Origin of the sequence: Isoptericola sp. NPDC056573 (genome assembly GCF_042793335.1) — a bacterium.
Taxonomy (GTDB): domain Bacteria; phylum Actinomycetota; class Actinomycetes; order Actinomycetales; family Cellulomonadaceae; genus Isoptericola.
Window position 1 is genome coordinate 161,724 of sequence record NZ_JBHTUY010000007.1, and the last position, 24,438, is coordinate 186,161.

Annotated in this window: 22 protein-coding genes, 1 pseudogene and 1 riboswitch; of the genes and pseudogenes, 9 read left to right on the forward strand and 14 right to left on the reverse strand. The window is 75.6% G+C overall.

The features are described from left to right. Nucleotides 1-115: 115 nt before the first annotated feature. From ACFQ8E_RS14055 to ACFQ8E_RS14080, 6 genes are all read right to left on the reverse strand, one after another. Nucleotides 116-850, reverse strand: coding sequence for a GNAT family N-acetyltransferase (locus tag ACFQ8E_RS14055; protein WP_430551172.1), 735 nt, complete (start codon nt 848-850; stop codon nt 116-118). Between the two features lie 34 nt (nt 851-884). Further along, nucleotides 885-2,312 carry an LLM class flavin-dependent oxidoreductase gene (locus ACFQ8E_RS14060; protein ID WP_430551173.1) on the reverse strand — a complete coding sequence of 476 codons (1,428 nt, stop codon included), beginning with the start codon at nt 2,310-2,312 and terminating at the stop codon, nt 885-887. A gap of 9 nt (nt 2,313-2,321) precedes the next feature. Further along, on the reverse strand, nt 2,322-3,527 hold the full coding sequence (locus tag ACFQ8E_RS14065) for an LLM class flavin-dependent oxidoreductase (RefSeq protein ID WP_430551174.1): 1,206 nt from the start codon (nt 3,525-3,527) through the stop codon (nt 2,322-2,324). 17 nt (nt 3,528-3,544) lie between these two features. Continuing rightward, nucleotides 3,545-4,111 carry a flavin reductase family protein gene (locus ACFQ8E_RS14070; protein WP_430551175.1) on the reverse strand — a complete coding sequence of 189 codons (567 nt, stop codon included), beginning with the start codon at nt 4,109-4,111 and terminating at the stop codon, nt 3,545-3,547. Then, nucleotides 4,108-4,716, reverse strand: a complete 609-nt coding sequence (locus ACFQ8E_RS14075; protein WP_430551176.1) for an NADPH-dependent FMN reductase — start codon at nt 4,714-4,716, stop codon at nt 4,108-4,110. Before ACFQ8E_RS14075 ends, ACFQ8E_RS14070 begins: the two co-directional genes overlap by 4 nt. A 22-nt stretch (nt 4,717-4,738) precedes the next feature. Continuing rightward, nucleotides 4,739-4,870, reverse strand: a riboswitch (SAM riboswitch). Nucleotides 4,871-4,985: 115 nt separating this feature from the next. Then, nucleotides 4,986-5,567 (reverse strand): NADPH-dependent FMN reductase, encoded by a 582-nt coding sequence (locus ACFQ8E_RS14080; RefSeq protein WP_430551177.1) that lies wholly within the window; start codon nt 5,565-5,567, stop codon nt 4,986-4,988. Between the two features lie 155 nt (nt 5,568-5,722). On the opposite strand from ACFQ8E_RS14080, the gene ACFQ8E_RS14085 reads away from it, so the two are divergent. Next, the gene (locus ACFQ8E_RS14085; RefSeq protein ID WP_430551178.1) at nt 5,723-6,193 is read left to right on the forward strand and encodes a winged helix-turn-helix transcriptional regulator; all 471 of its coding nucleotides are present in this window, start codon (nt 5,723-5,725) and stop codon (nt 6,191-6,193) included. A 52-nt stretch (nt 6,194-6,245) separates the two neighbouring features. Here the strand turns inward: ACFQ8E_RS14085 and ACFQ8E_RS14090 are convergent, their stop codons facing one another. Then, a complete protein-coding gene (locus ACFQ8E_RS14090) occupies nt 6,246-6,821 on the reverse strand; it encodes a DoxX family membrane protein (protein ID WP_430551179.1) in 576 nt (191 codons plus the stop codon). A gap of 139 nt (nt 6,822-6,960) precedes the next feature. Between ACFQ8E_RS14090 and ACFQ8E_RS14095 the strand changes: the two genes are divergently transcribed. Further along, nucleotides 6,961-8,043 (forward strand): DNA polymerase IV, encoded by a 1,083-nt coding sequence (locus ACFQ8E_RS14095; RefSeq protein ID WP_430551180.1) that lies wholly within the window; start codon nt 6,961-6,963, stop codon nt 8,041-8,043. A gap of 19 nt (nt 8,044-8,062) precedes the next feature. On the opposite strand, the gene ACFQ8E_RS14100 is transcribed toward ACFQ8E_RS14095, so the two are convergent. The 4 genes from ACFQ8E_RS14100 to ACFQ8E_RS14115 form a co-directional block, all read right to left on the reverse strand. Further along, nucleotides 8,063-9,163 (reverse strand): GDSL-type esterase/lipase family protein, encoded by a 1,101-nt coding sequence (locus tag ACFQ8E_RS14100; RefSeq protein WP_430551181.1) that lies wholly within the window; start codon nt 9,161-9,163, stop codon nt 8,063-8,065. Then, nucleotides 9,160-11,889 carry a Tat pathway signal sequence domain protein gene (locus tag ACFQ8E_RS14105; RefSeq protein ID WP_430551182.1) on the reverse strand — a complete coding sequence of 910 codons (2,730 nt, stop codon included), beginning with the start codon at nt 11,887-11,889 and terminating at the stop codon, nt 9,160-9,162. Before ACFQ8E_RS14105 ends, ACFQ8E_RS14100 begins: the two co-directional genes overlap by 4 nt. A gap of 135 nt (nt 11,890-12,024) precedes the next feature. Further along, on the reverse strand, nt 12,025-13,053 hold the full coding sequence (locus ACFQ8E_RS14110; protein ID WP_430551183.1) for a hydroxyacid dehydrogenase: 1,029 nt from the start codon (nt 13,051-13,053) through the stop codon (nt 12,025-12,027). Next, a complete protein-coding gene (locus ACFQ8E_RS14115; protein WP_430551184.1) occupies nt 13,050-15,248 on the reverse strand; it encodes a DUF2264 domain-containing protein in 2,199 nt (732 codons plus the stop codon). Before ACFQ8E_RS14115 ends, ACFQ8E_RS14110 begins: the two co-directional genes overlap by 4 nt. A 130-nt stretch (nt 15,249-15,378) precedes the next feature. Here ACFQ8E_RS14115 and ACFQ8E_RS14120 point away from each other — a divergent pair, with 130 nt between their 5' ends. The 4 genes from ACFQ8E_RS14120 (at nt 15,379) to ACFQ8E_RS14135 (ending at nt 18,795) form a co-directional block, all read left to right on the forward strand. Next, the gene (locus ACFQ8E_RS14120) at nt 15,379-16,461 is read left to right on the forward strand and encodes a substrate-binding domain-containing protein (protein ID WP_430551185.1); all 1,083 of its coding nucleotides are present in this window, start codon (nt 15,379-15,381) and stop codon (nt 16,459-16,461) included. Nucleotides 16,462-16,651: 190 nt separating this feature from the next. Continuing rightward, complete coding sequence (locus ACFQ8E_RS14125; protein ID WP_430551186.1) at nt 16,652-17,074, forward strand: DUF6325 family protein; 423 nt, start codon at nt 16,652-16,654, stop codon at nt 17,072-17,074. 1 nt (nt 17,075) lies between these two features. Continuing rightward, a complete protein-coding gene (locus tag ACFQ8E_RS14130; RefSeq protein WP_430551187.1) occupies nt 17,076-17,423 on the forward strand; it encodes an SHOCT domain-containing protein in 348 nt (115 codons plus the stop codon). 43 nt (nt 17,424-17,466) lie between these two features. Then, nucleotides 17,467-18,795 (forward strand): chloride channel protein, encoded by a 1,329-nt coding sequence (locus tag ACFQ8E_RS14135; RefSeq protein WP_430551188.1) that lies wholly within the window; start codon nt 17,467-17,469, stop codon nt 18,793-18,795. 18 nt (nt 18,796-18,813) lie between these two features. On the opposite strand, the gene ACFQ8E_RS14140 is transcribed toward ACFQ8E_RS14135, so the two are convergent. The 3 genes from ACFQ8E_RS14140 to ACFQ8E_RS14150 all read right to left on the reverse strand — a co-directional run bounded on the left by ACFQ8E_RS14140 (nt 18,814) and on the right by ACFQ8E_RS14150 (nt 21,429). Continuing rightward, nucleotides 18,814-19,899: a DinB family protein gene (locus ACFQ8E_RS14140; RefSeq protein WP_430551189.1), complete on the reverse strand. Its 1,086-nt coding sequence runs from the start codon at nt 19,897-19,899 to the stop codon at nt 18,814-18,816. 101 nt (nt 19,900-20,000) lie between these two features. Beyond that, nucleotides 20,001-20,777: a uracil-DNA glycosylase gene (locus ACFQ8E_RS14145; protein WP_430551190.1), complete on the reverse strand. Its 777-nt coding sequence runs from the start codon at nt 20,775-20,777 to the stop codon at nt 20,001-20,003. A 154-nt stretch (nt 20,778-20,931) separates the two neighbouring features. Continuing rightward, nucleotides 20,932-21,429 (reverse strand): aromatic ring-opening dioxygenase LigA, encoded by a 498-nt coding sequence (locus ACFQ8E_RS14150; RefSeq protein ID WP_430551191.1) that lies wholly within the window; start codon nt 21,427-21,429, stop codon nt 20,932-20,934. A gap of 261 nt (nt 21,430-21,690) precedes the next feature. Here ACFQ8E_RS14150 and ACFQ8E_RS14155 point away from each other — a divergent pair, with 261 nt between their 5' ends. The 3 genes and pseudogenes from ACFQ8E_RS14155 to ACFQ8E_RS14165 all read left to right on the forward strand — a co-directional run. Then, nucleotides 21,691-21,894: a hypothetical protein gene (locus tag ACFQ8E_RS14155; RefSeq protein WP_430551192.1), complete on the forward strand. Its 204-nt coding sequence runs from the start codon at nt 21,691-21,693 to the stop codon at nt 21,892-21,894. A 182-nt stretch (nt 21,895-22,076) separates the two neighbouring features. Continuing rightward, the gene (thrS, locus tag ACFQ8E_RS14160; protein ID WP_430551193.1) at nt 22,077-24,104 is read left to right on the forward strand and encodes a threonine--tRNA ligase; all 2,028 of its coding nucleotides are present in this window, start codon (nt 22,077-22,079) and stop codon (nt 24,102-24,104) included. An 11-nt stretch (nt 24,105-24,115) separates the two neighbouring features. Next, nucleotides 24,116-24,301 (forward strand): annotated as a pseudogene (locus ACFQ8E_RS14165) (hypothetical protein); the annotation flags it as partial. Nucleotides 24,302-24,438: the final 137 nt, after the last annotated feature.

A 24,438-nucleotide genomic window follows, 5' to 3' on the forward strand; every position in this document is an offset into this window, starting at 1 on the left:
CCCTCACCACACTGGTGTCGTCACACGTCGAGGACTTGCACGGTCCGCAGGGACGAGGGCACCCGTTCCGCCGGAACCGGGTCCTTCGCCACCCCGCACGGCCCTCGGTCACGCCCTAGGCGAGCGGCGTGCGGATCGCGCCGAACGCGGTGCGGGCGCGCAGCCGGAACCCGAGGTTCTCGTAGAGCCGGATCGCGTTCGCGTTGTTCCCCGCCGCGTGCAGCATGGGCCGGGCGCCGCGCTCGCGGACGTGGTGCGCGACGTCGAGCACGAGGCGGGTGGCCAGGCCCTGGCCGCGGTGGTCGGGATCGGTCGTCACGGCGCTGATCTCGGTCCAGCCCTCCGGCTGCAGCCGCTCGCCGGCCATCGCGACCAGGCGTCCGTCGCGCCGGAACCCGACGTAGCGGCCCATGAGGTACGTGCGCGGCAGGAACGGGCCCGGCCGCGAGCGCTCGACGAGGGCGAGCATGTCGGGCACGTCGTCGGCGCCGAGCACGAGCGCCTCGTCGTCCGGGCGGGTGGTCAGCCGGTCCGTCTCGACGAGCTGGACGCCCTCGTGGAGCGAGGCCCGCTCCCACCCCGCGGGCAGTGCCACGTCCGCCGGCGGCCCCGGGAACTCCGCGCCGTGGCCGGCGACGTCCACGATCGCGTCCCAGACGTCCGGGTCGTCCCACGACCGGACCGCGGCGAACGGGGACACGTCGGCGGGGTAGCGCAGCACCAGCTCGTTGCCCTCCGCCAGGTGCGCGTGCGCCCCGGTGAGCGACGACCAGCGCGGGTTGTCGAGGACGGCCTCGGACGCGGTGCCGAGCGTGCCGGCGGGAGCGTCCGGCGTGGTGGTCGTGGTCATGTCGCCTCCTGGTCTGCCGTCGCAGAGTACGTGCTCAGGGCGTGGGAACGAGCGTCGGTTCGCTGTCGGCGTCGACGGTCGCGGACCGGCTCCGGGCTCGCCGGGTGAGCGGTTCGCGCAGCCCGAGGTGCTCGCGCAGCGTGACGCCCTCGTACGCGGTGGGGTAGGCCCCGCGCTCCTGCAGTGCGGGCACCACCTTCTCGACGACGTCGTCCAGCCCGGACGGCACGATCCACGGGCTGAGGTTGAACCCGTCGACGGCGCCGGTGCGCACCCAGCGGGTCAGCTCGTCCGCGACGGCGCCGGGGGTGCCGGTGAAGCCGCGCTCGCCCGCGTTGCGGATCACCAGCTCGCGGATCGACAGGTGCTCCGCCTCGGCGAGGGCGCGCCACTGCCGGGCGACCTCGTGCGTGCGCGCCCCCGTGGTCGCGGAGCCGCGCTCGCCGCCCAGCTCCTCGACCACCGGGTCGTGCGCGGGCAGGGGGCCGTCCGGGTCGTACGACGAGAGGTCCTCGCCCCAGATGTTGCCGACGATCGACAGCGCGGTGGCGGGCGTGACCTGGGCGTGCCGCACCCAGCGCGCCTTCTCCTCGGCCTCGGCCGGGGTGTCGCCGACGACGATCGCGGTGCCCGGGAAGATCTTCACGTCGTCCTCCGGCCGTCCGGCGGCGACGACGCGGCGGCGCACGTCGGCCGCGAACTCCAGCGCGTCGGCGAGCACCGCGCCGTGCCGGGAGAAGATGACGTCGGCGTGCGCGGCGGCGAAGTCGCGCCCCTGGGGCGAGTCGCCCGCCTGGAAGATCACCGGGTGGCCCTGCGGGCTGCGGGGCGTGGTGACGTCGAGCACCAGGTCGCGGGGGGTGCGCAGGTCGGCGCCCGGCACGTTCACCCGCGCCACGTCGCCGTCGGGGCCGTCCGGGAACGCGTCCCAGACCCCGCGGGCGACGGCCAGCACGGCGGCGGCCCGCTCGTAGCGGTCGGCGTGGTCGAGGTAGCCGCCGCGGCGGAAGTTCTCGCCGGTCCACGCGTTGTCCGTCGTCACGACGTTCCACGCCGCCCGCCCGCCGGACAGGACGTCGAGGCTCGCGAGGCGCCGGGCCAGGTCGGCAGGGTCGTGATACGTCGTGTTCTGGGTGGCGACGAGGCCGATGCGCTCGGTGATCGCCGCCAGCGCGGCGAGCTGGGTGATCGCGTCGGGGCGGCCCACGACGTCCAGGTCGTGGATCCGGCCGCGGGTCTCGCGCAGGCGCAGGCCCTCGCCGAGGAAGAACGCGTCGAACAGCCCGCGCTCGGCGGTGCGGACCACGCGCTCGAAGGAGGCGAAGTCCGTCTGCGACCCGGACTCCGGGTCGGACCAGATGGTGGTGTGGTTGACACCCTGGAAGAAGACGCCGAAGTGCACCTGCGCGCGGGGGCGGGTGATCGGCGCGTCGGGGGCGTGCGGTGTCGTCGGTGTGGTCATCGGAGTTCCTCAGGCGGTCGCGACGGCGGTCGGGGCGGCGGTCGGGGCGGCGTGCCGCGCCCGGGTGCCGGCGTCGGGTCGGGTCTCGTAGCGGTTCGCGGGGCGCGGCAGCCCGAGCGTCTCCCGCAGGGTGGTGCCCGCGCGGGGCGCCGCGGTGAGCCGGGCGGCGCGCAGCGCGGGCAGCACGTCGCCCGAGAGCACCGGCAGGTCGGCGTCGAGGACGGCGGGCAGCAGCCGCACGCCGGCGACGTCGCCCGACGCGGCGAGCTCGGCGAGGAGGCCGGCGAGGCCCGGGCCGTCGCCGGTGTACCGCAGCGCGCCCGTGCCCCAGCCGGTGCGCGCTCCCGAGGGTGTGGCGGCGTCGAGCTCGGCGAGCCGGGCGGTCGCGGTGCGGCCGCCGGCGTCGAGCACCACCTCCAGGTCGAGCACCGCCCGGGCGGCGCCGTCGGGCCCGCCGGTCCCCGCGGCCGTCGCGGCGCGTGCCGCCGCGCGGGCGGTGGCGACGTCGGTGCCGCCGACGAGCGCGACGTCGACCAGGGGCTCGGCGCGCACCGAGGGCGCGACGTCGGCGGCCGCCGCGAGCACCACGAGCTGACCCTGGGGCGGGCGCGGCGTGATGAGCGGGCCCTTGACGGCGAAGCTCTCGCCGACGAAGTCGACGTGGTGCAGCCGGTCGCGGTCCACGTAGCGGCCCGTGGCGACGTCGCGGATCACGGCGTCGTCCTCCCACGAGTCCCACAGGTCGCGCACGACCTGCACGACGTCGCGGGCCTCGCGGGCGAGGTCGGCGACGTCGTCGCGGCCGTAGGCGGCCGCTGTCTCCGGGGTGCGGGTCGTGCCGGCGAGCCAGCCGCCCCGGCCGGAGGCCGCGATGTCGAGGGACGCGAGCTGGGCCGCCACGTGGAACGGCTCCGGATAGGTGGTCGGCACCTGGGGCACCAGGCCGATCGCCGTGGTGGTGCGGGACACGAACGCCGCGCGCGTGACGGCGTCGAGCCGCGCGGAGGACGGCGACCCCGCGACCGCGGGCAGCAGGGCGTCGGCGAACGTGGCGAAGGTGACGCCGGCGTGCTCGGCGCGGCGCACCGTGCGGGCGAGCCGTGCGGCGGAGACGAGCTCGGTCACGGCGATCCCGGTGCTCGTGACGGCCGCGGGGTGCGCGCCCGCGCCGTCGACGTCGAGCCCCACGAGGAAGGGAGAGGTCAGGGTGGTCATGGTGCGGGGGCCGCCTCTCAGATCTGGGACTCGTCGCCGAGCCGGTGGTAGGTCCGGTCGAGGTAGACGAGCGGCGAGGCGTCGTCCGACCCGGACTGCAGCGCGCGCAGGGACACCAGGTAGCTGTCGCCGACCGGCGTCCGCTGCACCACCCGGGCCCGCACCCACGAGACCGCCCCGTCGATCACGGGCTCGCCCGAGGGCAGGGCCGTCCAGCCGCCGTCCGCGAAGCGGTCGATGCCGCTCGTCGCGAACCGGGCGGAGAGGTGGTCCTGGTGGTCGGCGAGGAAGCTGATCGCGAGCGTGCTGGCCTCCGAGACGGCGGGCCACGACGAGGAGGTGGACGCCAGCGAGAACGCCAGCAGCGGCGGCGCGGCCGACACGGAGATCACGGACGTGGCGGTGAACCCGACGGGGCGGCCCTCGTGCGCGAGCGCGACGACGGCGACGCCTGCCGGGTGCTGGCGGAAGACCGTCTTGAACTCGTCGGGGGACAGCTGGGGCTCGTCCTGCTGGGCCAGGAGCTCCTCGATCTCGGACAGGGCGGACAGGTCGGTGTGCGCGTGGGTGTGCTCCGTGGTCACAGGGCGGCTCCCGTCAGCTCGGCGGCGGTGGCGTCCGTCGTGGTGGTGGTCGTGGCGGTGGCGGCCGGCGCGGCGGGTACGCCGGCGGCGCGCCGCAGCGGCGTCGCCCAGCGGGCGAACCAGGGGTCGAGCGACTCGCCGAGGTCGGGCAGCTGCGCCTCGGTGAGGGTCAGGGTGCGGGTGGGCACGACGGCACCCAGCTCCACGAGGACGGGCCGCAGGTGCGCCTCGCCGGCGAGCGCGTGCGCCGGGTTGCCGGACACGACGAGCGGCACGACCACGACGCCCGCCAGGCCGTCCGGCCCGTAGAGGTCGAGGAACGACTTGAGCAGACCCGTGTAGGAGGCCTTGTAGACGGGGGTCGCGACGACGGCGACCGTGGCGCGCGCCAGGCGGTCCTTCGCCTCGTCGGCGGCCGGGTGCGCGGCCGTGAGGATCTCGCCCGCGAACGCCGCGAGCTCGATCGTCGCCACGTCCGTGGTGCCGAGCAGCTCGGCGACGCGGCGCCCGGCGGCCTCGGCCGCGGCCAGGGTGCGCGAGCCTTCGCGCGGGTTGCCGGAGACCACCACCACGGAGGCGGCGGAGGGGCGGGTGGGTTCGGTCATCGGGTGTACCTCGCAAGTCCGTCGATCACGCTTGCCGCGCGGCGTCTCGGCCCGCGGACGGGCCGGCCGGCGGCCTGGTCATCCTCCGGAGCACCCCGCCGTGACGTGGGGTTGCTGCCCAGCCAGCCGGGGCTTCGCGCTGGGGCTCTTGACCTGGGGCGGAGGTATAGCAGCCGTTTCGCAGAACGCCAGGCTGCTCCCGAGAATTCTCACGATCCGGACGCGGTGCGGTCCACGTCGACCGCGCCGCGTCCTCCCCGACGGGTCGGTCAGGCCGCGGCGGCCGCCGCCCGCGCCGCGCGGAGCGGCGCGAGGGCGTCCGACCAGGCCACCACCTGGTCCAGGAGCTCGTCGAGCGCGGCGCGCTGCCGGGGCTCCGGGTCGAGCTCGCGGTACTCGCGGAAGTCGTGGTGGAACGACAGCGCCACCTGCGTGCGGACCGTCGCGAGCTGCAGCTCGGCCGCGACCAGGCGCAGGTGCTCCACGGCCCGCGCGCCCCCGAGGACGCCGTAGCCGACGAACCCCGCCGCCTTGTCGTTCCACTCGGCGTACAGGTAGTCGAGGGCGTTCTTGAGGACCCCTGGCACCGAGTGGTTGTACTCGGGGGTCACGAACACGAAGCCGTCGAACGGGGCGACGGTCGCCGCCCACCGCCGGGTGTGCTCGCCGGCGTACTGCCCGCCCGAGGCGGGGACCGGCTCGTCGAGGTGGGGCAGGTCCTGCTCGGCGAGGTCGACCAGCTCGAAGCGGGCGTCGTCGCGCCGTCCCGCGACGTCGAGCACCCAGCGCGCGACGCGCTCGCTGTAGCGGCCGGGTCGGGTGCTGCCGGTGATGATCGCGATCGTCGTCATGGTGCGCCTTCCGTCGGGTCGGGACGATCTCGGTCGCCCCGACGTGTTGTGGTCGATGGCGGGAACCTCCGGTGACCGGTGCCCTATGCCCGGTCGGCCACCCGCACCATGAAGTGCGTCACGCACCCCGGGGTGCGGATCGGGACGGAGCGAGCATGGCGAGCACGGAGATCGGGGACGGCGCGGAGATCTGGGACGGCGCGGGGACCTGGGACGGTGCGGCGGGCTCGGCGTGCGCGGGCGAGGACGACCGGCGCAGGGTCCGGGAGCTCTTCCACCGCGTGGGTGACAAGTGGTCGCTGACGGTGCTGGCCGAGCTCGGCGACGGGCCCGTGCGGTTCACGACGCTGCTCGGCAGGGTCGAGGGCATCTCCCACCGGCTGCTCGCGGTGACGCTCCGGCGCCTCGAGCGGGACGGGCTGGTCGCGCGGACCGTCTACCCGGAGGTGCCCCCGCGCGTCGAGTACGCGATGACGGGGCTGGGTGCGTCGCTCCTGGTGCCGCTGGCGGCGTTGGCGGGGTGGGGCGAGCGGCACGGGCCGACGATCGACGCGCACCGCCGCGCGGACGACCGGCGGCGCGGGGTCGGCCGGGCGTCGCAGGACGGTGTGCCGGAGGGCCGCTGACCGGTGGTCGGCGGCCCTCCGACGATGACGCGGGGCGGGTGCGGCGGTCCGCTCACGCCTCGAGCCGCAGGCGGGCCCCGAGTGCGCACGAGGCGACGACGGCCGCACCGGCCACGAGGACGACGTCCTTGAGCACGTACTGCCCGAGCAGGGTCATGCCGTGCCCGAACAGCTCGTCGCCGAACAGTGCGACGGGCGACAGGATCCCGACCATGGCGACGGCGAGGACGACCAGGCCCACGCGCAGCAGTCGCCCGCTGACCAGGGTGAGGCCGATGAAGGTCTCCATGACCGCGACCAGGACGACGGCGGTCGCGGCGGGGACGAGCCCGAGGGTGAGCGTCTCGACGGTGCGGCCCGCGATCTGCTCGGCGGGGCTGGCGCCGGGGAAGAACTTCAGGACGCCGAAGCCGAGGAACACGAGCCCGAGCGCGACGCGCAGCGCAGGGACGGACCACCGGGTGAGGAACCGGGCGAGGGCGGTGACGGCGACGTCGAGCCGCAGCGCCACCTGCTCGGCGAGCGCGTTCGGGAGGCGGCGCGCGGCCGGGTCGGCGGGGGTGCCGGGGGCGGGGACGCCGGCGGTCGGGCGGTGGGTCGGGCGGTGGGTCGGGGTGGAGACGGACATGGTGGTGCTCTCTTCCAGGGGGGTGGTGCGACCCGGGGGTGGTCGCCCTGGGAGAGAGGCGTCGTCGGGGCGCCGAATGCGCGGGGGCCCCGGTTTTCGCCCGCTCGTCACCCGCAGGGCGGTGACGCAGACTCGGGGCATGGGCCCGCGCAGCTTCCGCTGGGTGTTGCACGTCGACCTCGACCAGTTCCTGGCCGCGGTCGAGATCCTGCGGCGTCCGGAGGTCGCGGGGAGGCCGGTGATCGTCGGCGGGCGCGGCGACCCGACGGAGCGCGCGGTGGTCTCCACCGCGTCGTACGAGGCGCGGGCGTTCGGCGTCCGGTCGGGGATGCCGCTGCGTGCGGCGGCCCGCAAGGTGCCGGACGCCGTCCTCCTGCCGGTGGACCGCCCGGTGTACGAGGAGGCCTCCGCCCACGTGATGGAGACGCTGCGCGGGCTGGGCACGGTGGTGGAGGTCCTCGGCTGGGACGAGGCGTTCCTCGGGTACGACGGCGAGGACCCGGAGGGGTTCGCCCGGCTCGTGCAGCGGGCGGTGCTCGACGCGACCTCGCTGCACTGCTCGGTGGGTATCGGCGACACCAAGGTCCGCGCGAAGATCGCGACCGGGTTCGGCAAGCCGGCGGGCGTGTACCGGCTCACCGCCGAGAACTGGTTCGAGGTGATGGGGGAGCGACCGACCGTCGACCTGTGGGGCGTGGGAGCGAAGGTGTCGAAGCGGCTCGCGGCGCACGGTATCGACACGGTCGCGCGGCTCGCCGCCGCGGACGAGGCCGTCCTGGTCGGCGAGCTCGGGCCGCGCCTGGGCGCCTGGTACGGGGAGCTGGGCCGTGGGCAGGGCTCCGCCGTCGTCGACGACACCCCGTGGGTGGCCCGGGGGCACAGCCGCGAGACGACGTACCAGCGCAACCTAACGACGCCCGAGCAGGTCGCTGCGGCGCTGCGGGAGCTGGCGGCGCAGGCGCACGCCGACACCGAGGCCGAGGGGCGGGCCGTCTTCCGGGTGGGGCTGAAGGTGCGCTACGCGCCGTTCTTCACCAGGACGCTGTCGCGGAAGCTGCCGGCGCCGACGCGCTCCCTGCAGGAGGTGACCGCCGCGGTGCTCGACCTCGCGGCCGGGCTGGAGCCCGGCCGCGAGGTGCGGCTGCTCGGCGTGCGCGCCGAGATGGTCATGCCCGAGGACGGCACGGACGCCGCGACCACGCCGGTGCGCGGGCGGATCTGAGCCACGTGGGCACGAGGGCTCAGCGCCAGTACCGCTCCGGCACCAGCCCCAGCCGACGCAGCTCGCCCGCCACGAGGTCGGCGTAGACGCCGGCGCCGTACCACGAGGTGTGGGTGCGGTCGCCGTTCTCCCGGACCAGGTAGATCGGCTGGGCGTCGACGGGTCCGAGCCCCTCGACCAGCTCCTCGCTCAGCGCGGTGAGGTCGACGAGGTCGACGTCGAGGTCGGCGGCGACGTCACGGACGTGCTGCGGGAGGCTGCCCGCGGCGGTCTCGATGAGGCCGGCGGAGTCGAGCTGGTCGCCGTCGAACCGGAGCCGGACGATCGGGGTGACGAGCACGGGAGTCGCTCCCGTGGCCCGCACCCGGGTGACGATCTCGGTCAGGTTGGCGCGGTACTGCTCGGCGGTCGTGGTCTTGTCGTTGTGCGCGAGCTGCACGAGCGCGACGTCGCCGGGCCGCAGCTGGGGCACCAGGGCGTCGAACATCTCCGGCTTGGCGAGCACGGAGACCGTGCTCTCGCCGGAGCCGGAGTGGTTGACGACGCTCACCCCGAGCCGGAGGTGCGCGGGCAGGCGTTGGCCCCACCCGGTGTAGGGCGCACCGCCCTGGTCGGTGACGGTGGAGTCGCCGAGCAGGGCGAGTCGCGGGGTGCGGACGTCGGCGGGCCGGATCCCGATCCCGGCGACGTGCGGCGCGTCGCCGGTGAACGTGAGCGTCAGGCCCGGGGTGCCCTCGCCGGCGGGCTGGTTCTGCTGGCTCTCGGGGTCGCGCACGTTGACCGTGAACGTGCGCCGGGCCAGCTCGCCGTCGGCAGTGTCGACGGCGGGGACCATGAGGCGCCGGGCCTCGGCCTGCACCTCGGTGCCGGCCGGGCCGTGCCGGTCGCCCAGCATCACGGTGACGTCGTAGTGGCCGGGCGGCAGGTCCGGGTAGGTGCACACGACCGGGGCGGTGCCGGTGCACGCCTCGAGCAGCGCGGCGTCGGGCCGGGGGCCGCCGAGGCCCGGCCGCCCGGCGTCGGCCGCCGGACTCGCCGAGGCGGCCGGGCCTCCCGTGACGACGGCGGCCGCGGCGAGCAGGAGCGCCGCGGTGCGGCGTCCACGCGGTGCGGCGCTCACGACAGCTTCTCCCCGACGAGGGCGAGGCACTGGATCGCCGCGAGCCCGTACTGCGCCGACGCGTTGGACGAGAAGCCGGCCTCGTCGACCGCGCGGAGCACGGCCGGCGGCTCCACCCGGTGCGTGCCCCAGTCCATGTCGTCGGGGTAGCCGGCGTGCCCGGTCGCGAGCTCCTTCCAGGCGCGGGCGGCGAGCGCGTCGTCGTCGAGCCGCACGGCGGCGTACGCGGTGGCGCGGGAGTACGACTGCTTGAGGTTGAGGCTGCCCCAGTCCGAGCCGGTCGCCTCCTTCTGCTCGGCCTTGGAGCTGTTGTACAGGCGGCAGAACTCCACCCAGCGGGCCTCGACCTCCGGCTCGTCCACCAGGTCCAGCAGCTCCGTCATGACCTCGATCAGGCCGAACACGGAGCTGAGGCTGCCGACCTCCACCGCCTTCTCCGGGCCCGAGCTGAACGTCGCCGTCTCCAGGTCGTAGGTGGAGCCGGCCTGCACCCACGCGTTGGGCAGCGCGGCGATCGACCGCGCGCTCGCCAGCAGCCGCTCCCGGGCCCGCGGGTCGCCCCCGCGCTCCCACTCGGTGAGCCACGCCCCGGCGATGGCGCCCCAGTCGGTGGTCTTGCTCAGCGGGAGCGCCGTCGGGTCGGGGTCGTACTCGCCCGTGGAGCCGTCCACCTTGCGGCCCGCGTTGAGGACCAGGTAGGTGCGGTCGGAGTCGACCAGCTCGCGCAGCAGGTCGCCGGAGCGCTCGTCGCCCGTGAGGAAGTAGGCGAAGCGCCGGTAGTTCGCGTTGCTGATGCGCACCTGCTTGGCGCTGTCGCCCCAGTGCTGCACGCCGTGCCGGGTGCCCAGCCCCTTCCACTCGCCCAGGTGGTACTGGTCGACCTCGCCGGTGTGCCGGCTCATGGCCTCGGCGAAGCGGAAGGCCTGCGCGTCGCCGGTGCGCAGGTAGTGGTACCAGAGCCACAGGTCCGTCGACAGCTCGGAGTTGTCCCAGGCGTAGCCGCCGACGTCGTACTTCCACTGGTGCCGGTCGCCGTCGTAGGAGTGCATGACGTCGCCGTAGTCCCAGAAGCCGTACCAGGAGCGCTGGTCCACCTGCTCCAGGTGGTAGCGGTGGATCGCGTCGAGGCGGTCCTCGATGGTCGACCTCGCCGTCGTGGACCGGTCGACCGGGGACCAGGACCCGAACACGCCCGCGGAGTGGTGGTGCTGCGGTGTGCTCGCGGGCAGGGGCGGGGTGGCGGTCGCCGCGGCGAGCTCGGCGAACCGCGCGGCGGTGGGCGTGGCGGCCAGGGCCCAGAACATCAGCTCGGTGGTGCGCCCGACGCCGTAGGGGGTGCCGAACCCCGGCTCGTAGTCCTCGTAGGTGATCTCGAGCGCGTCGAGCTGCTCGGGGTACGTGTCCTGGCCCATGCCGTCGTGGTAGAAGCGCAGGTCCATCGCCTCGGCGCGCGGCGACCACATCCACACCGTGGCGTCGGCCTCGTCCGTCGCGGCGCCGGTGATCTCCAGCTCCGTGGGGTGCAGCTGCCAGAAGTCGCGCATCCCGAAGGCGAGCCCGCCGGACGGCGTGCCGACGTAGCCGAGACCGGGCGCGCGCGTGCCGGCGTCGGACCGGATCCACGAGTGCCCCGCACCCGTGCGCTTGCGGATCTCGAACCCGTGGGCGGTCAGCTGCGACAGGCTGTGGTCGCCCCAGGCGGGGATCCACTTCAGGCGGGTGGTGACCCGCTGGTCCCAGGTGGCCGGGTCAGGCAGCGCCCGTCCCTCGACCTGGGCGGTGCGCACCGCCTCGCCCGGGTCGCGGCGCATCCCCGTGACACCGCGCACCGCCTCGGCGAGCACGCCGCCGTCCGGGCCGGCGAAGCGGACGTGCCGGTCGTACAGCTCGCCCCGCATCGGCACGGTGAACCGCACGCCGAGCCCGGTGACGAAGTCCTTGTCCTCGTCGCCGTCGAAGAAGAACGTGTGCACCAGCCGGATGCCGTCCGACCCGGCGAACAGGGCGAAGCGCAGCACGAACGGCAGCCAGTCGCGGCGTCCCTTGCGGTGCCTGCCCTCGACCTTGACCACGGCGCGCACCGGACCGGACTGCTCGACGGTGACCTTCTCGACCGTTCCGGCGAACTCCTCGAACCCGACCTTCGCGCCATGGTCGGTGTCGGGGGAGTCCTGCCGCTGGACGACGAGCCGCCCGTCCTTGGCGACCACGTCGCGCCCACGGCGGATCGCCCGGACGACCTTGTCGCCCTGGCGGCCGAACTCGACCTGCACGACGCCGGTGTCCACCACGACGCGGCCCGGGTTCTCCTGCACGGTGATCGTGTGCGCGCCCTGCGCGGGGGTGCCCGGCGCGAGCCGGTAGGTGTCGGCCCGCGGCGCGGACTCGCTCACCGCGTGCGCGGTCCACTTCACCGACCCGTCGGGCCACCACGCGGTGGGCCAGGTCTGCACGGGCACGGACTCTCCGGCCGCGGTGGCCAGGGCGAAGGTCTGGTCGCCGGCCAGCGCGCCGCGCGGCCAGGGCACGCCCCAGGTGGCGCCGCCGGCGAGGGCGGCGGGGGCGCCACCCTCCAGCCAGCGCACGTCGACCGGGTCGTGCCCGGTGGGGACGAGCGGGACCGCGGCCGTGGCCGGCGCGGCGCTCGCGGTGCGCGCGCTGAGCGCGGCGACCGCGCCGGCGGCGAGGGCGGAGGTGAGGACGGTACGGCGGCTGACGTCGACCACGATGGGTCACTCCTTCGTGACGGTGGGTGCGTTGTCCGTCGGTGGACGTGCCCATCGTGCGAGGAGAGCGAGCAACCGATCGTGAAACGTGCAAAACCGGACCCGACGGCCCGGTGATCCTTCGGGCGCGCCCGGTCAGGCGGTGGTGCCGAGCTGCTCCGGGAGCACCTCGTGCCCGAGCGGTGCCCCGGCCGCGAGGAGCTCCACCTCTCCCACGGCGAGGTCGCCGAGGCGGCGCAGCTCGTTGCCCAACGACCCGGCGACGTGCGGCGTGAGGAGCGCCCCGGGGGCGTCCCACAGGGCGTGGTCGGCGGGCAGCGGCTCGGGGTCCGTGACGTCGAGGACGGCGCGCAGCCGGCCGGACACCACCTCCCGTGTCAGCGCCGGGGTGTCGACGAGCCGCCCCCGGGCCGTGTTCACCAGCGTCGCCGCGTCGGGCATGAGAGCGAGCTGGCGCGCGCCGATCATGCGGTACGTCTCCGGCAGGTCGGGGGCGTGCACGGTGACGACGTCGCTCGCCCGCGCGAGGTCGTCGAGCGACACGGCCGTGGCGCCGAGGGCGCGCGCCCCGTCGGCGTCGACCCACGGGTCGTGGAGCAGCAGGTCGACGTCGAACGGCTCCAGCAGCCGCATCACCTGCCGGCCGATCCGCGACGCGCCGACGACGCCGACCGTCAGGCCGTGGTTCCCGAGCGGGTCGGGGAGGTCCCAGCCGTCGAACCGGCGGTGGGCCCCGAACGCGTCCGCGGCCTCGAGCACGCGCTTGCCCGCCAGCAGCACCGTCGCCAGCGTGTACTCGGCCACCGGGCGCGCGTTGGCCGCGGCGGCGCTGGACACCTGCACGCCGCGCGCCCAGAGCGCGGGCGTGACGAGCGGCTTCACCGACCCGGCGGCGTGCACGACGGCGCGCAGCCGGGGCGCGCGCCGCAGCAGCGCGTCGTCGAGCCGGGGTGCGCCCCAGCCGGTGAGGAGCACGTCGACGTCCCCGAGGACTCCGCCGGTCGGCCCCCGCCCGCGCTCGCCGGCCCGGGCGAGCAGGTCCGGGGTGAGCACGCCCTCGGCCACGTCGGCGACGGTGCGCAGCCTGGCCACCGCGGCGTCGTCGAACAGCTCGGACACGAGGTCGGCGTGCCGCATGGCGAAGGCGGCGCGCAGCCGCGTCACGACGCCGAGCCCGTCGGTACGGCGTCGACAGGGCCGTCGGGCCAGCGCACCTCCACGGCGGCGGGCGGGCCGCCGTCGGCGCCGCGACGCACCCGCACGGCGGGCGCCGGCCTGCGCCGGGCGCCGTCCTTGCCCGTGAGGACGACGAGGGCGGCGACCACCTCGCCCGCGGCGACCGGTGCCGACGTGCGCAGCCAGGGCACGGCGGACGCCGCGCCGAGCGGGTCCGACCCGGCCCGGCGCACCGCGCCGACGACGTCGAGCGAGGTCTCGGCCGGTGCGCCGGGCGACGGGGCCGGTGCGCCGCCGTCCTCGACCGCGACGCGCAGGGCGCGCACGTGCGAGGACGTGCCGTCGTCGCGGACGACCCGGACCAGGGTGCCGGAGCGGTCGGCGCTCCGCTCGACGTGCAGCGCCCCGTCCTTCGCCGCGGCGAGCGGCCAGCCGCCCACGTGCAGCCGCCAGGGGCCGGTGTCGACGGGCCACGCGGCGTCCCGGTCGAGGTCCTCGGCCGTGGTGCCCGGCGCCGGCGCGCGGCCGGGCGTCGCGGTCGCGGCGGGAGTCCACCACGCCAGCCGCACCTCGTCCGGCCCGCGCACCACCGAGGCGGTCGTGAGCACCGGGCCGAGCCGCAGGCCCGCCCACCCGGCGTCGTCGCCCTGCCCGTCGTCCGGGCCCTCGCCGTCGGGACCGCGACCGGGGACGTCGAGCCAGCAGACCCGGGAGCGGGACACGGCCACGGCGTCGTCCAGGTGCACGCGCTCGACGGTGTCGCGGTGGGACGGCACGCCACGGGTGTCGAGGAGCGCCGTGTGCGAGTCGAGCGGCGCGGCGACGTCGCCCGCCGCCAGCTGGGGCGACGTGACCCCCGAGTAGGCGAGGCGCCGGTAGAACGGGTCGTCGCCGCGGACGGTCAGCGCGTGCTCGATCGCGCGGTCGGACCCGTGGTTGAGCAGGCGCACGACGCCGTCGGCGGGGGTGGCGCTCACCAGCCACCCGGGCGCCCGGAGAGCGACGGCGTGCGGCTCCTGCCAGGCCTCGGGGAGCTCGGGCGCGGCCGTCCAGACCGGGTGGTCGGCGCCGAGCAGCAGGCCGAGGAACCCCTTGCTCGCCCAGTACGGCGACGACCCGCCGGTGTAGAGCTGGCGCACGCGGTCGTAGCGGCGGTGCCAGCCGACCGGCAGCAGCCCGCGGTCGTCGACGGAGCCCGCGGCGTCGAAGTGCTCGGCCACCGCGGCCGTGAGGGCGCGGGTCGCGCCGGGGGACAGCGGCGTCGCGTCGGCGACCGCGCCCGCCCAGAACGGGGCGAGCACGGCGTGCCGGTAGGTCACCGAGCGGCCCTGCAGCATCGGCGCCCCGCGCGAGCCGACCAGGTGCCGGGCCTGGTCGAGGTAGGCGCGCAGGCGGTCGGCGTGCACGCGCTCGAGCGGGCGGCCCTGGATCCGCGCGTGCAGCAGCGGGTAGACGTGCCAGGCCCATCCCGCGTAGTGGTCGAAGTTCTGGCGCCGCCCGCCGCGGCCGCGCCCGTCGGAGTACCAGCCGTCGCCCACGTACAGGGACTCGGCCGTCTCGGCGTTGTGGTCCAGGTCGGACTGCTCCCACGGGCCGCCGACGCTCGCCAGGAACGCCTCGATCACGTTCTGGAACCACAGCCAGTTGTTCGTGTACCCGCGGGTCCCGACCACGCCCGCGAGCCAGTCGACTGTGCGCTGCCGGGTGCCGTCGTCGAGCCGGTCCCACAGCCAGGGCCGCGTCTCGGACAGCCCGATCGCCACGGACGCGGCCTCCACCACGGCCTGCCGGCGCTCGTCGACCCGCGGCCAGCGCTCGTCGCCGGCCGGGTCGGTGCCGTGCCGCAGCCCGTCCGCGTACTGCTCGATCAGGCCCGCGGGGTCACGACCGTCCTCGCCGCGCAGCCGGAACGCCGCGAGCAGGAACGTGCGCGCGTAGCCCTCGAGCCCGTCGCTCCACACGCCCGACGCGCTGACCGGTCCGGGCAGCGCGATCAGGGCACCGCCCGGGGAGGCGTAGGGCCGGACGGCGTCGAGCAGGCCGTCGGCGGTCGCGAGCCACCGGTCACGCGTCCAGCGCCGCGCGGGCGCGAGGCGCGGGTCGGACGCCGGGGCACCCGTGGTCCCTCCCGTCGTGGCGTCGGTCGTGCTGAAGGTGCGGGGCGGCGTCGCGGCGGGTGTCACCTCGGCATCCTCGCCCAGGCGCGACGGCTCACGGAAGGTCCGGTCATTTTCGATCATCCCCGGACATCGGGCGCCGGATCGTCCGCTAGGTTGCTGCCCGACCGACCCGCTCGACGACGACGGAGGCCCCATGCACCTGCCCACGGCCCGGCACGAGTACCTGTTGCGCGAGCTGGAGCTGCGGGGGAGCGTGCGCTCGGCAGAGGCGGCCGCCGCGCTCGGCGTCGCCGAGGTGACGATCCGCCGCGACATCGTCGAGCTCGACCGCGCGGGGCGGCTGGCGCGCGTGCACGGCGGCGCGGTGGCGCTGCGCTCGGCGCGCGAGCCGCAGGCCGCACGCGTGCTGGTCGGCGTCGTCGTGCCGAGCTCCACGGTGCACTTCCCACCGCTCGTGCGCGGCATGGAGGCGCTGGCCCCCAGCCTGCACGTCCGCCTCGTGCTCGGGGTCTCGCACTACCGGCCCGAGGTGGAGGCCGCGCAGGTGGACCGGCTGGTGGGGCTGGGCGTGCAGGGGATCGTCGTCGCCCCCACCACCCGGGACCGGTCGCCGGAGGAGCTCGCGGCCTGGCTGCGGTCGGTGCCCGTGCCGGTGGTCGTCGTCGAGCGGCGCGTCGACGCCCTCACCGCCCTGAGCGAGCTGGACCAGGTGCGGTCCGACCACGCCCACGGGGCCGTGCTCGCGGTGGAGCACCTCGCCGGGCTCGGGCACCGCCGGATCGGCCTGGCGGTCTACGACCGGACGCCGACGGCCCCGCACGTGCGCGAGGGGTTCGCGACGGCGGTCGTCCGCCTCGGCGTCGAGCCCGGCCCGGACGTGTCGCTGCCCAAGGGAGAGGGGGACCCGGCCGGTCTCGGGCGCGAGCTGTCCGCGTTCCTCGACCGATGCCGCGAGACGGGCACGCGCGCGGTCCTCGTGCACACCGACGACCACGCCGCCCGCCTGGTCGAGGCGGCCCTGGACCGCGGCGTGCGCGTGCCCGAGGACCTGGCGGTGGTGGCGTACGACGACGAGAACGCCGAGCTCGCCGTCGTGCCGCTCACGACGGTCACGCCGCCCCGTCGCGAGCTGGGCCGGGAGGCGCTGCGCGTGCTCGTCGGGCGGATCGTGGGGGACGAGGGCGGCGAGGTGCCCGGGGTGCAGGGGTCGCCCCGGCACGTCGCGCTGCTGCCGCGGCTCACGGTGCGGGGGTCGTGCGGCGCGGGCACGGCCTGACGGTCGCCGCGATCCGGCCCGCCGGGTCGGATGACCTGCGACTTCGGCCACGGGAAGGTGACGCGGGGTGACTTGTGCCGCCCGGCATGCGGACCGTCCGCAGCGGTGCCACAGTGTCCGCAGGACGGGCACGGGTGGCGGCGTCGGCGAGTCCCGCACCCTCGCCGACACGCCGATCGAGAGGCAGGACATGCGACCCACCGGACCCGTGGAGCTCGTGCTCATCGAGTTCCCCCGGAGCGACTTCAAGGGCGAGATCCTCGCGGAGCTGGGGCGTCTCGTCGACGCCGGCACGATCGACGTGCTCGACGCGCTGGTCGTGCGCAAGGGCGACGACGGCTCGGTCGAGTGGCTCGAGGCGAGCGAGAGCGGCGCCGAGGAGCTGGCGCGCATCGTGGGAGAGCCTGCCGGGCTGCTCGCCGCCGAGGACGTCGACGACATCGCCGACGAGCTCGCCCCCGGTTCCGCGGTCGGGATGCTCGTGTTCGAGCACGCGTGGGCACGCGGCCTCGGCGCCGCCGTGCGCGGCGCCGGCGGGCAGGTGCTCGACTGGACGCGCGTGCCGGCCGAGGCGATCGACGCGCTCACCGACGAGATCGAGAAGGAGAACTGACATGCCCCCTCTGCGACGGATGGGCCGGCCCGGGCTGATCGGCACGATGGCCCGCACGGCCGTGATCACCGGGACCGCGAACGCGACCAGCAGGGCGATGAACCGCCGGGCCGCCTCACGCGAGCAGCAGCAGTACGAGTCCCAGCAGTACCAGGCGCAGCAGGCGCAGGAGCAGGCGTACGCCCAGCAGCAGGCTTACGCCCAGCAGCAGGCGCAGGTCGCCGCGGCGCCCGCCGCGCCCGCGGAGGACGACCTCATCGCGAAGCTCAAGCAGCTGGGCGACCTCAAGGCCGCGGGGATCCTGTCCGACGCCGAGTTCGCCGCGGCCAAGGCCAAGCTGCTCGGTTGAGCGAGCGCCGTCGCCCGCGACCCGCGCACCTCGAGGAGCAACCGTGACCGCCGCCGACGCCAACGTCGAGAACCCGACCACGCGTCGTCCGTGGGCGCGGTTCCTCGGCGTCTGCGCGCTGCTCGGCATCCCCGTGTCGGTGGCGGCCTTCCTGTTCCTCGCCGTCCTGCACGAGCTGACCCACCTGGTGTGGGAGACGCTCCCGGAGGCGTGGGGCTTCGACGGACCGCCCTGGTGGTGGCCCCTGCCGTGGCTGGCCGTCGCCGGCGTCGCGGTCGGGGTCGCGGTCCGGTCTCTGCCGGGGCACGGCGGGCACGTGCCCGTCGACGGCCTGAGCCTGGGGCCCGTGCCCGCGTCCCACGTCCCCGGGGTGCTCCTGGCGGCGCTCGCGGGTCTCCCGCTCGGCGTCGCCCTCGGCCCCGAGGCGCCGCTGCTGGCGATCGGCGCCGCGCTGGCCCTGGTCCTGGTGCGGCCGTGGGACGACAAGCTCGGCGACCCGGCGCGCCAGGTCATCGCGGTGGCGGGTTCCGCCGCGGCCCTGTCGGCGATCTTCGGCAGCCCCGTGGTCGGGGCGGTCTTCGTCGTCGAGGCCTCGGCGCTGACCGGGCTGGCCGGCGCGCGGCTCGCGGCCGTCGTGCTCCCCTCCCTGGCGGCCTCCGGGGTGGGCGCCCTCGTGTTCACCGGCATGGGCACGTGGACGGGCCTCGAGATCGCGTCGCTGACGCTGCCCGACGTCGACGCCCCCGCCCGGCCCGACGTCGGCGACGTGCTGTGGACCCTGCCCGTCGCCGTGCTCGTCGCCGTCGTCGTGCGGCTCGTGCACCGCCTGGGCGAAGGGGTCGCAAGGCGGGCGGCGTCCCGCCCGTTCCCCGCGGCCGTCCTCGGGGCGCTCGTGGTCGCCGTGTGCGCGGCGGCCTACGCGCTGGCCACCGGTCGCTCGCCCGAGGAGGTCGCGCTCTCCGGGCAGGCGCTGCTCCCGACGCTCGCGGCCGACCCGGCGGCCTGGGGGGCGGGGGCGCTGGTGGCGCTCCTCGTGCTCAAGGGCGTCGCCTACGCCGTGTCCCTCGGCACCCTGCGCGGCGGCCCGATTTTCCCCGCGGTCCTGCTGGGGGCCGCCGCCGGGGTGCTCGCCGCCGACCTGCCCGGGTACGGCGCGGTCCCGGCCCTGGCGGCCGGCATGGGCGCGGCCACGGCGGCGACCCTGCCGTTCCCCGTCTCCTCGACGGTGCTGGTGGTCATGCTGCTGGGGTCGGGTGCGTCGGGGATGGCGCCGGTCGTGATCGTCGCGGTCGTCGTGGGGTACACGACCGAGCAGTTCCTGCTGCGGCCGCGCCGCGAGGCCCGGGAGCGGGCCCGCTCCGCGCCCGCCTGACCCGGCGGGTGGGGCGGGTCACTCGCCGGTCGTGCCGTCCAGCGCCTCGCGCAGCAGATCGGCGTGACCGTTGTGCCGCGCGTACTCCTCGATCATGTGCACGAGGATCCAGCGCAGGCTGAACGGGCCCTCGCCGGGCCGCCTCGACTCGCGGGTCGACGTGCCTTCCAGCCCGGAGGTCGCGAGCGCCGCGTCGATCGACCGGTCGGCCGCCGCGACGGCGGCGTCGAACAGCCCGCGCAGGTCCTGCGGCGAGTCGTCCGCCGCGCTGTGCCACTCCCAGTCGCGGTCGGCGTCCCAGTCGGCGGTGTCGAACGGGGGCATGGCCGGCGCGCCGTCGAACACCTCGACGAACCAGTTGGACTCCACGTACGCGAGGTGCTTGAGCAGCCCGCCGAGCGTCATCGTGCTGGGCGGCAGCGGCGTACGCAGCTGTGCGGCGGTGAGCCCGGCGGTCTTCCGCCGCAGCGTGTCGCGGTGGTAACCCAGGTACGCCCGCAGCGTGGTGGCCTCGTCCGCCCGCAGCGGCGGGTCGACACGGTCGTCGGGCGTCTCGTCGGGCGTCGCGTCGGGCGCGAGCCGGTACGCGCCGTCGTCCAGGGCCGCGCGCACCGCCGCGGCCGTGAGCGCGGGCTCCTCGTGGGTCGTGTCGCGGGCGTGCGGCTCGAGGTCGCCGAGGTCGGCGAACGCGGCGTGCATGCTCCGTACGGCGGCCGGGTCGCGCAGCTCGGCGTCCGCGCGGCCGGTGGCGCGCGCGAGCGTGGCGTCGAGGTCCGGCCGTAGGACGACGTACGCGAGGTCCCAGCCCTCCCGCGCGGCCGCGGTCCGGAACGGGGGCAGGAACCACGGGCCGACGACGCCGTCGAGCACGACGTCGTAGCCGCCCCGGGCATAGGCCGTCGTCGCCGCGACGACAGCCTCGGCCACGACCTCGTTCTGGTGCTGCGAACCCGCGAGGTACGGCGGCACGAACCCGGTGGTGATCGACCGGTAGAACGTGTCGGTGGTGAGGGTCACGGCGGGGCGGTCCGTCGCGCCGCCGAGCAGCGCGGCCACGGTCGTCTTCCCCGCGCCGGGCGGCCCGGTCAGGATGGTCACGGTCACGCCGCGACCCTAGCCGGAGCCCCGGACACGAGCCCCGTCTTCTCGCGCGCCCCGACCGCTCGCACGCCTCCCGCACGACCTCCGCACGAACTGGTCGCCGCTCAGGCGTCCGCGAGCTCGCGGGCACGACGCAGCACGCGGTCCAGCATGTCCGGCGTGAGGCGACCGGTGAACGTGTTCTGCTGCGAGACGTGGAAGCAGCCCAGCACGGTGAGGGTGGGACCCGCGCCCGGCGCCGCGGTGCCGTCCGCGCTGCGTCCGAGCGTCACCTCGGCGCCGTGGGCGAACCGCGGCCGGGGTCGCGGCACGTCCCAGCCCTGCTCCGCGAGCGTCGTGAGCAGCGCCTGCCAGCCGATGCCGCCGAGCGCCACGGCGACGCGCACGCCGGAGCCCACGAGCTCCAGTTCTCGCGCCAGGTACGGCGCGCAGCGGCGCCGCTCCTCGGGGGTCGGCCTGTTCTCCGGCGGCGCGCAGCGGACGGGGGCGGTGACGCGGATGTCGCGCAGCTCGAGGCCGTCGTCGGCCGCGACCGACGTGGCCTGGTTGGCGAACCCAATGCGGTGCATGGCGGCGAACAGGAAGTCGCCGCTGCGGTCGCCGGTGAACATGCGGCCCGTGCGGTTCGCGCCGTGCGCCGCGGGGGCGAGCCCCACGACCACGACGCGGGCGGCGGGGTCGCCGAAGCCCGGGACGGGGCGCCCCCAGTAGTGCTCGTCGCGGAACGCGGCGCGCCGTTCGCGGGCGACCTCCTCGCGCCAGGCGACGAGGCGCGGGCAGGCCCGGCACTCCACGAGGTGCGCGTCGAGCGCCGCCAGCGTCGGCGCGGTGCGCGCGGCACTCGGGTAGTCGGGGGAGTCGGGCGGCGGGACGACGGGCACCGGTCCATGGTGGCGCACGACGGCGTGGCCCACGACGGTGCGGGTGACGCCGACGCGCCACGGCCCGCCGTCCCGGGGTCGGGAGGGCGGGCCGTGGGGTGTCGCCGCGGGCGGCGAGGTCGGCCGGGTCAGACGGCCGGGTCAGACGGCCGGGTCAGACGGCCGGGTTGAGCCGGCCGCGCGCCGGGCTGGCGGTGGCGGCGGGGACGGTCGCGGTGGCGACGGCCGGCTCCGCGGCGAGGCGGCGCAGCGACCAGCCCATGAGGCCGAAGAGGACGCCGAGGCCCATCACCAGGGCGCTCACGCCGTAGGCCACGACCGACGTGAACAGCGAGGCCCGCAGGAACGAGGCGTTCATCGCGGTGGCGCGCAGCGGGTCGTCCTGCTCGAGCTGGGCGTAGGTCTGGCCGCCCGTGGCCTCGAGCGCGTGCTTGTCGATGACCTGCGCCTGGGCGTACGCCGTGAGCGGGCCGTCCACCGTCGCTCCGCCGAGGAACGCGGCGTCCTCGGAGACGGTGATGTCCTGGGCGGCGAGCTGCGTGCTCACGGTGGCCCACGTGGCGGCTCCGGCACCGATCATCAGGATGCCGGCGATCAGCGCGACGAGGCCGACGATGCGAACCGGTCGCTGGGTGGTGCGGGTGGTGGTCATGGTCCCCTCCGGGTGCCGGGTCGCGTGGTTCGCGGCCGGTCTGGACTGCGCCGGGTCTGGCGCTGTCTCTATGGTATGACCACATCGCCTGACCTGCACCGACGATTCTTGTGAAGTCCTTCACAAAGATCCCTCGGGCGACGGTGCTCCCACGACGATGCTCGGACGACGGCCCGCCCGGGTCGCGCGTGCGCGACGACCGTGGTGGTCTGGACGACGGCCGGACGGCACCGGGCCGGCCGGCGCCGGAGGGGGAGCAGCATGAGCGAGAGCTCGGGCCTGGGTGGCCTGTTCGACAAGGCCAAGGAGAAGATCAAGGACCTCGCCACCGACGAGAACATCGACAAGGCGGCGGCCGAGGTGAAGAAGCGGACGCCGGACAACGTCGACGGCTACGTCGACAAGGCGGCCGCGGAGGCCAAGAAGCGCAACGACGACGGCCCCGCCGCCCGCCCCGGCGTCTGACCGGGGCGTCTGCGCGGGCCCGACGGCGCGTGGCGCGGGCCGGAGGCCCGCGGATGAGTACGATCGTGGGGCGTCACCGATGGTGGCGCCCCACGACCGTGCCCGGCGCCTAGCCCCGGGCGGTCCCGCCCAGGTGCTGCCCGTGCCCGTCCGCAGCGCCCACGACCCGCAAGGAGCAGCACGTGTCCGACGTCGCCTCGCCGATGCCACCGAACCCCGACGACGCCGCGCAGGACAAGATCCAGGACACGGTGACGGTGCAGACGCCGACGACGGGCACGGACCTCTTCGCGGGCCGCAAGGACGTCGTCGTGATGCGCGTCGGCGGCGAGCTGCTGGACCTCTCGCGCGAGCTGGCGCCCGGCACCGTCGTCGAGCCGGTGACGATCGGCTCGCCCGACGGGCTCGCCGTGCTGCGCCACAGCGCCGCGCACGTGCTGGCCCAGGCCGTGCAGCAGGTGAACCCGGACGCGAAGCTCGGCATCGGCCCGCCCGTGACCGACGGGTTCTACTACGACTTCGACGTGGCCACGCCGTTCACCCCCGAGGACCTCAAGGCCCTCGACAAGACGATGGCGCGCATCATCAAGGAGGGCCAGACCTTCCGCCGTCGCGTCGTCACGGAGGACGAGGCGCGCGCCGAGCTGGCCGACGAGCCCTACAAGCTCGAGCTCATCGGCCTCAAGGGCGGCTCGTCGGACGAGGACGGGTCGTCGGTCGAGGTCGGCGGCGGCGAGCTGACGATCTACGACAACGTCCGCGGCGCCGGCCGCGAGAGCGAGACCGTGGTCTGGAAGGACCTGTGCCGCGGCCCGCACCTGCCCAGCACGAGGCTCATCGGCAACGGCGTGCAGCTCATGCGCAACGCGGCCGCGTACTGGCGGGGCAGCGAGAAGAACCCGATGCTGCAGCGCGTCTACGGCACCGCCTGGCCCAGCAAGGACGAGCTCAAGGCGTACCTCGAGCGCCTGGCCGAGGCCGAGCGCCGCGACCACCGCCGCATCGGCTCCGAGATGGACCTGTTCTCGTTCCACGACGAGGTCGGGTCGGGCCTGCCGCTGTTCCACCCCAAGGGCGGCGTGATCAAGCGGGTGATGGAGGACTACGTCCGCCAGCGGCACATCGAGGAGGGCTTCTCCTACGTCGGCACGCCGCACATCACCAAGGAAGAGCTGTTCTACACGTCGGGCCACCTGCCGTACTACGGCGACACGATGTTCCCGCCGCTGGACCTCGAGGACGTCGGCGACCACGGCCGCTACCGCCTCAAGGCGATGAACTGCCCGATGCACAACCTCATCTTCTCGAGCCGGGGCCGCTCCTACCGCGAGCTGCCGATCCGCCTCTTCGAGTTCGGGTCGGTGTACCGGTACGAGAAGTCCGGGGTGGTGCAGGGCCTCACCCGCGTGCGCGGCCTGACCCAGGACGACTCCCACTCGTACGTCACCCCGGAGCAGGCGCCGGCCGAGGTCAAGCACCTGCTGGACTTCATGCTCTCGGTGCTGCGCGACTTCGGTCTCGACGACTTCTACCTGGAGCTGTCCACGCGCGACGACAAGAAGAAGGACAAGTTCGTCGGCACCGACGAGGACTGGGCCAAGGCCACCGCGGTGCTGGAGGAGGTCGCGGTCGCCTCGGGCCTCGAGCTCGTCGCCGACCCGGGCGGCGCCGCCTTCTACGGGCCCAAGATCTCCGTCCAGGCCAAGGACGCGATCGGCCGCACCTGGCAGATGGGCACGGTGCAGTACGACTTCAACCAGCCCAAGGGCTTCGGCCTCGAGTACACCGCGGCGGACGGCACCAAGCAGCAGCCGGTGATGATCCACTCCGCCAAGTTCGGCTCGATCGAGCGGTTCATGGGGGTGCTCATCGAGCACTACGCGGGCGCGTTCCCGGCGTGGCTCGCCCCCGTGCAGGTGCTCGGCGTGCCCGTCGCCGAGGCGTTCGACGACTACCTCAAGGACGTCGTCGCCCAGCTCACGGCGCGCGGGATCCGCGCGGAGGTCGACCTGTCCGACGACCGCTTCGGCAAGAAGATCCGCAACGCGTCCAAGGAGAAGGTGCCCTTCGTGCTCATCGCGGGGGGCGAGGACGTCGAGGCCGGGGCCGTGTCGTTCCGGTTCCGCGACGGCACCCAGGAGAACGGTGTGCCCGTCGCCGACGCGATCGAGCGCATCGTCGCGGCGGTGCGCGACCGCGCCCAGGTCTGAGCGGGGGGCGCATGACCGGCCACCACGAGGAGCACGGCGAGGAACCCGGCTCGACGACCGTCCCGGCGGCCGGCTTCGGCCCGCCCGAGGACGGGCTGCAGCGCCTGTGGACCCCGCACCGCATGGTCTACATCGGCGGTCAGGACAAGCCCGCCGACGGCTCGGTGGCGCAGTGCCCGTTCTGCCGGATCCCGGCGGGGGGGGGGGGGGGGCGGGGGGGGGGGGGGGCGGGCGGGGGGGGGGGGGGGGGGGGGGGGGCCGGCCCGCGCCCGGGCGCCCCCCCGGGGGGGGGGCCCCCCGCCACGACGGGCGGTGGTGCGTGCTCACGGGAGGC

Coding starts and splice junctions, on each gene's coding strand:
- ACFQ8E_RS14155 (WP_430551192.1), top strand. CDS start 21,691: ATGAGCGAGAGCTCGGGCCTGGGTGGCCTGTTCGACAAGGCCAAGGAG.
- ACFQ8E_RS14075 (WP_430551176.1), bottom strand. CDS start 4,716: ATGACCGAACCCACCCGCCCCTCCGCCGCCTCCGTGGTGGTGGTCTCC.
- ACFQ8E_RS14125 (WP_430551186.1), top strand. CDS start 16,652: ATGCGACCCACCGGACCCGTGGAGCTCGTGCTCATCGAGTTCCCCCGG.
- ACFQ8E_RS14130 (WP_430551187.1), top strand. CDS start 17,076: ATGCCCCCTCTGCGACGGATGGGCCGGCCCGGGCTGATCGGCACGATG.
- ACFQ8E_RS14055 (WP_430551172.1), bottom strand. CDS start 850: ATGACCACGACCACCACGCCGGACGCTCCCGCCGGCACGCTCGGCACC.
- ACFQ8E_RS14080 (WP_430551177.1), bottom strand. CDS start 5,567: ATGACGACGATCGCGATCATCACCGGCAGCACCCGACCCGGCCGCTAC.
- ACFQ8E_RS14120 (WP_430551185.1), top strand. CDS start 15,379: ATGCACCTGCCCACGGCCCGGCACGAGTACCTGTTGCGCGAGCTGGAG.
- ACFQ8E_RS14090 (WP_430551179.1), bottom strand. CDS start 6,821: ATGTCCGTCTCCACCCCGACCCACCGCCCGACCCACCGCCCGACCGCC.
- ACFQ8E_RS14085 (WP_430551178.1), top strand. CDS start 5,723: ATGGCGAGCACGGAGATCGGGGACGGCGCGGAGATCTGGGACGGCGCG.
- ACFQ8E_RS14150 (WP_430551191.1), bottom strand. CDS start 21,429: ATGACCACCACCCGCACCACCCAGCGACCGGTTCGCATCGTCGGCCTC.
- ACFQ8E_RS14060 (WP_430551173.1), bottom strand. CDS start 2,312: ATGACCACACCGACGACACCGCACGCCCCCGACGCGCCGATCACCCGC.
- ACFQ8E_RS14095 (WP_430551180.1), top strand. CDS start 6,961: ATGGGCCCGCGCAGCTTCCGCTGGGTGTTGCACGTCGACCTCGACCAG.
- ACFQ8E_RS14065 (WP_430551174.1), bottom strand. CDS start 3,527: ATGACCACCCTGACCTCTCCCTTCCTCGTGGGGCTCGACGTCGACGGC.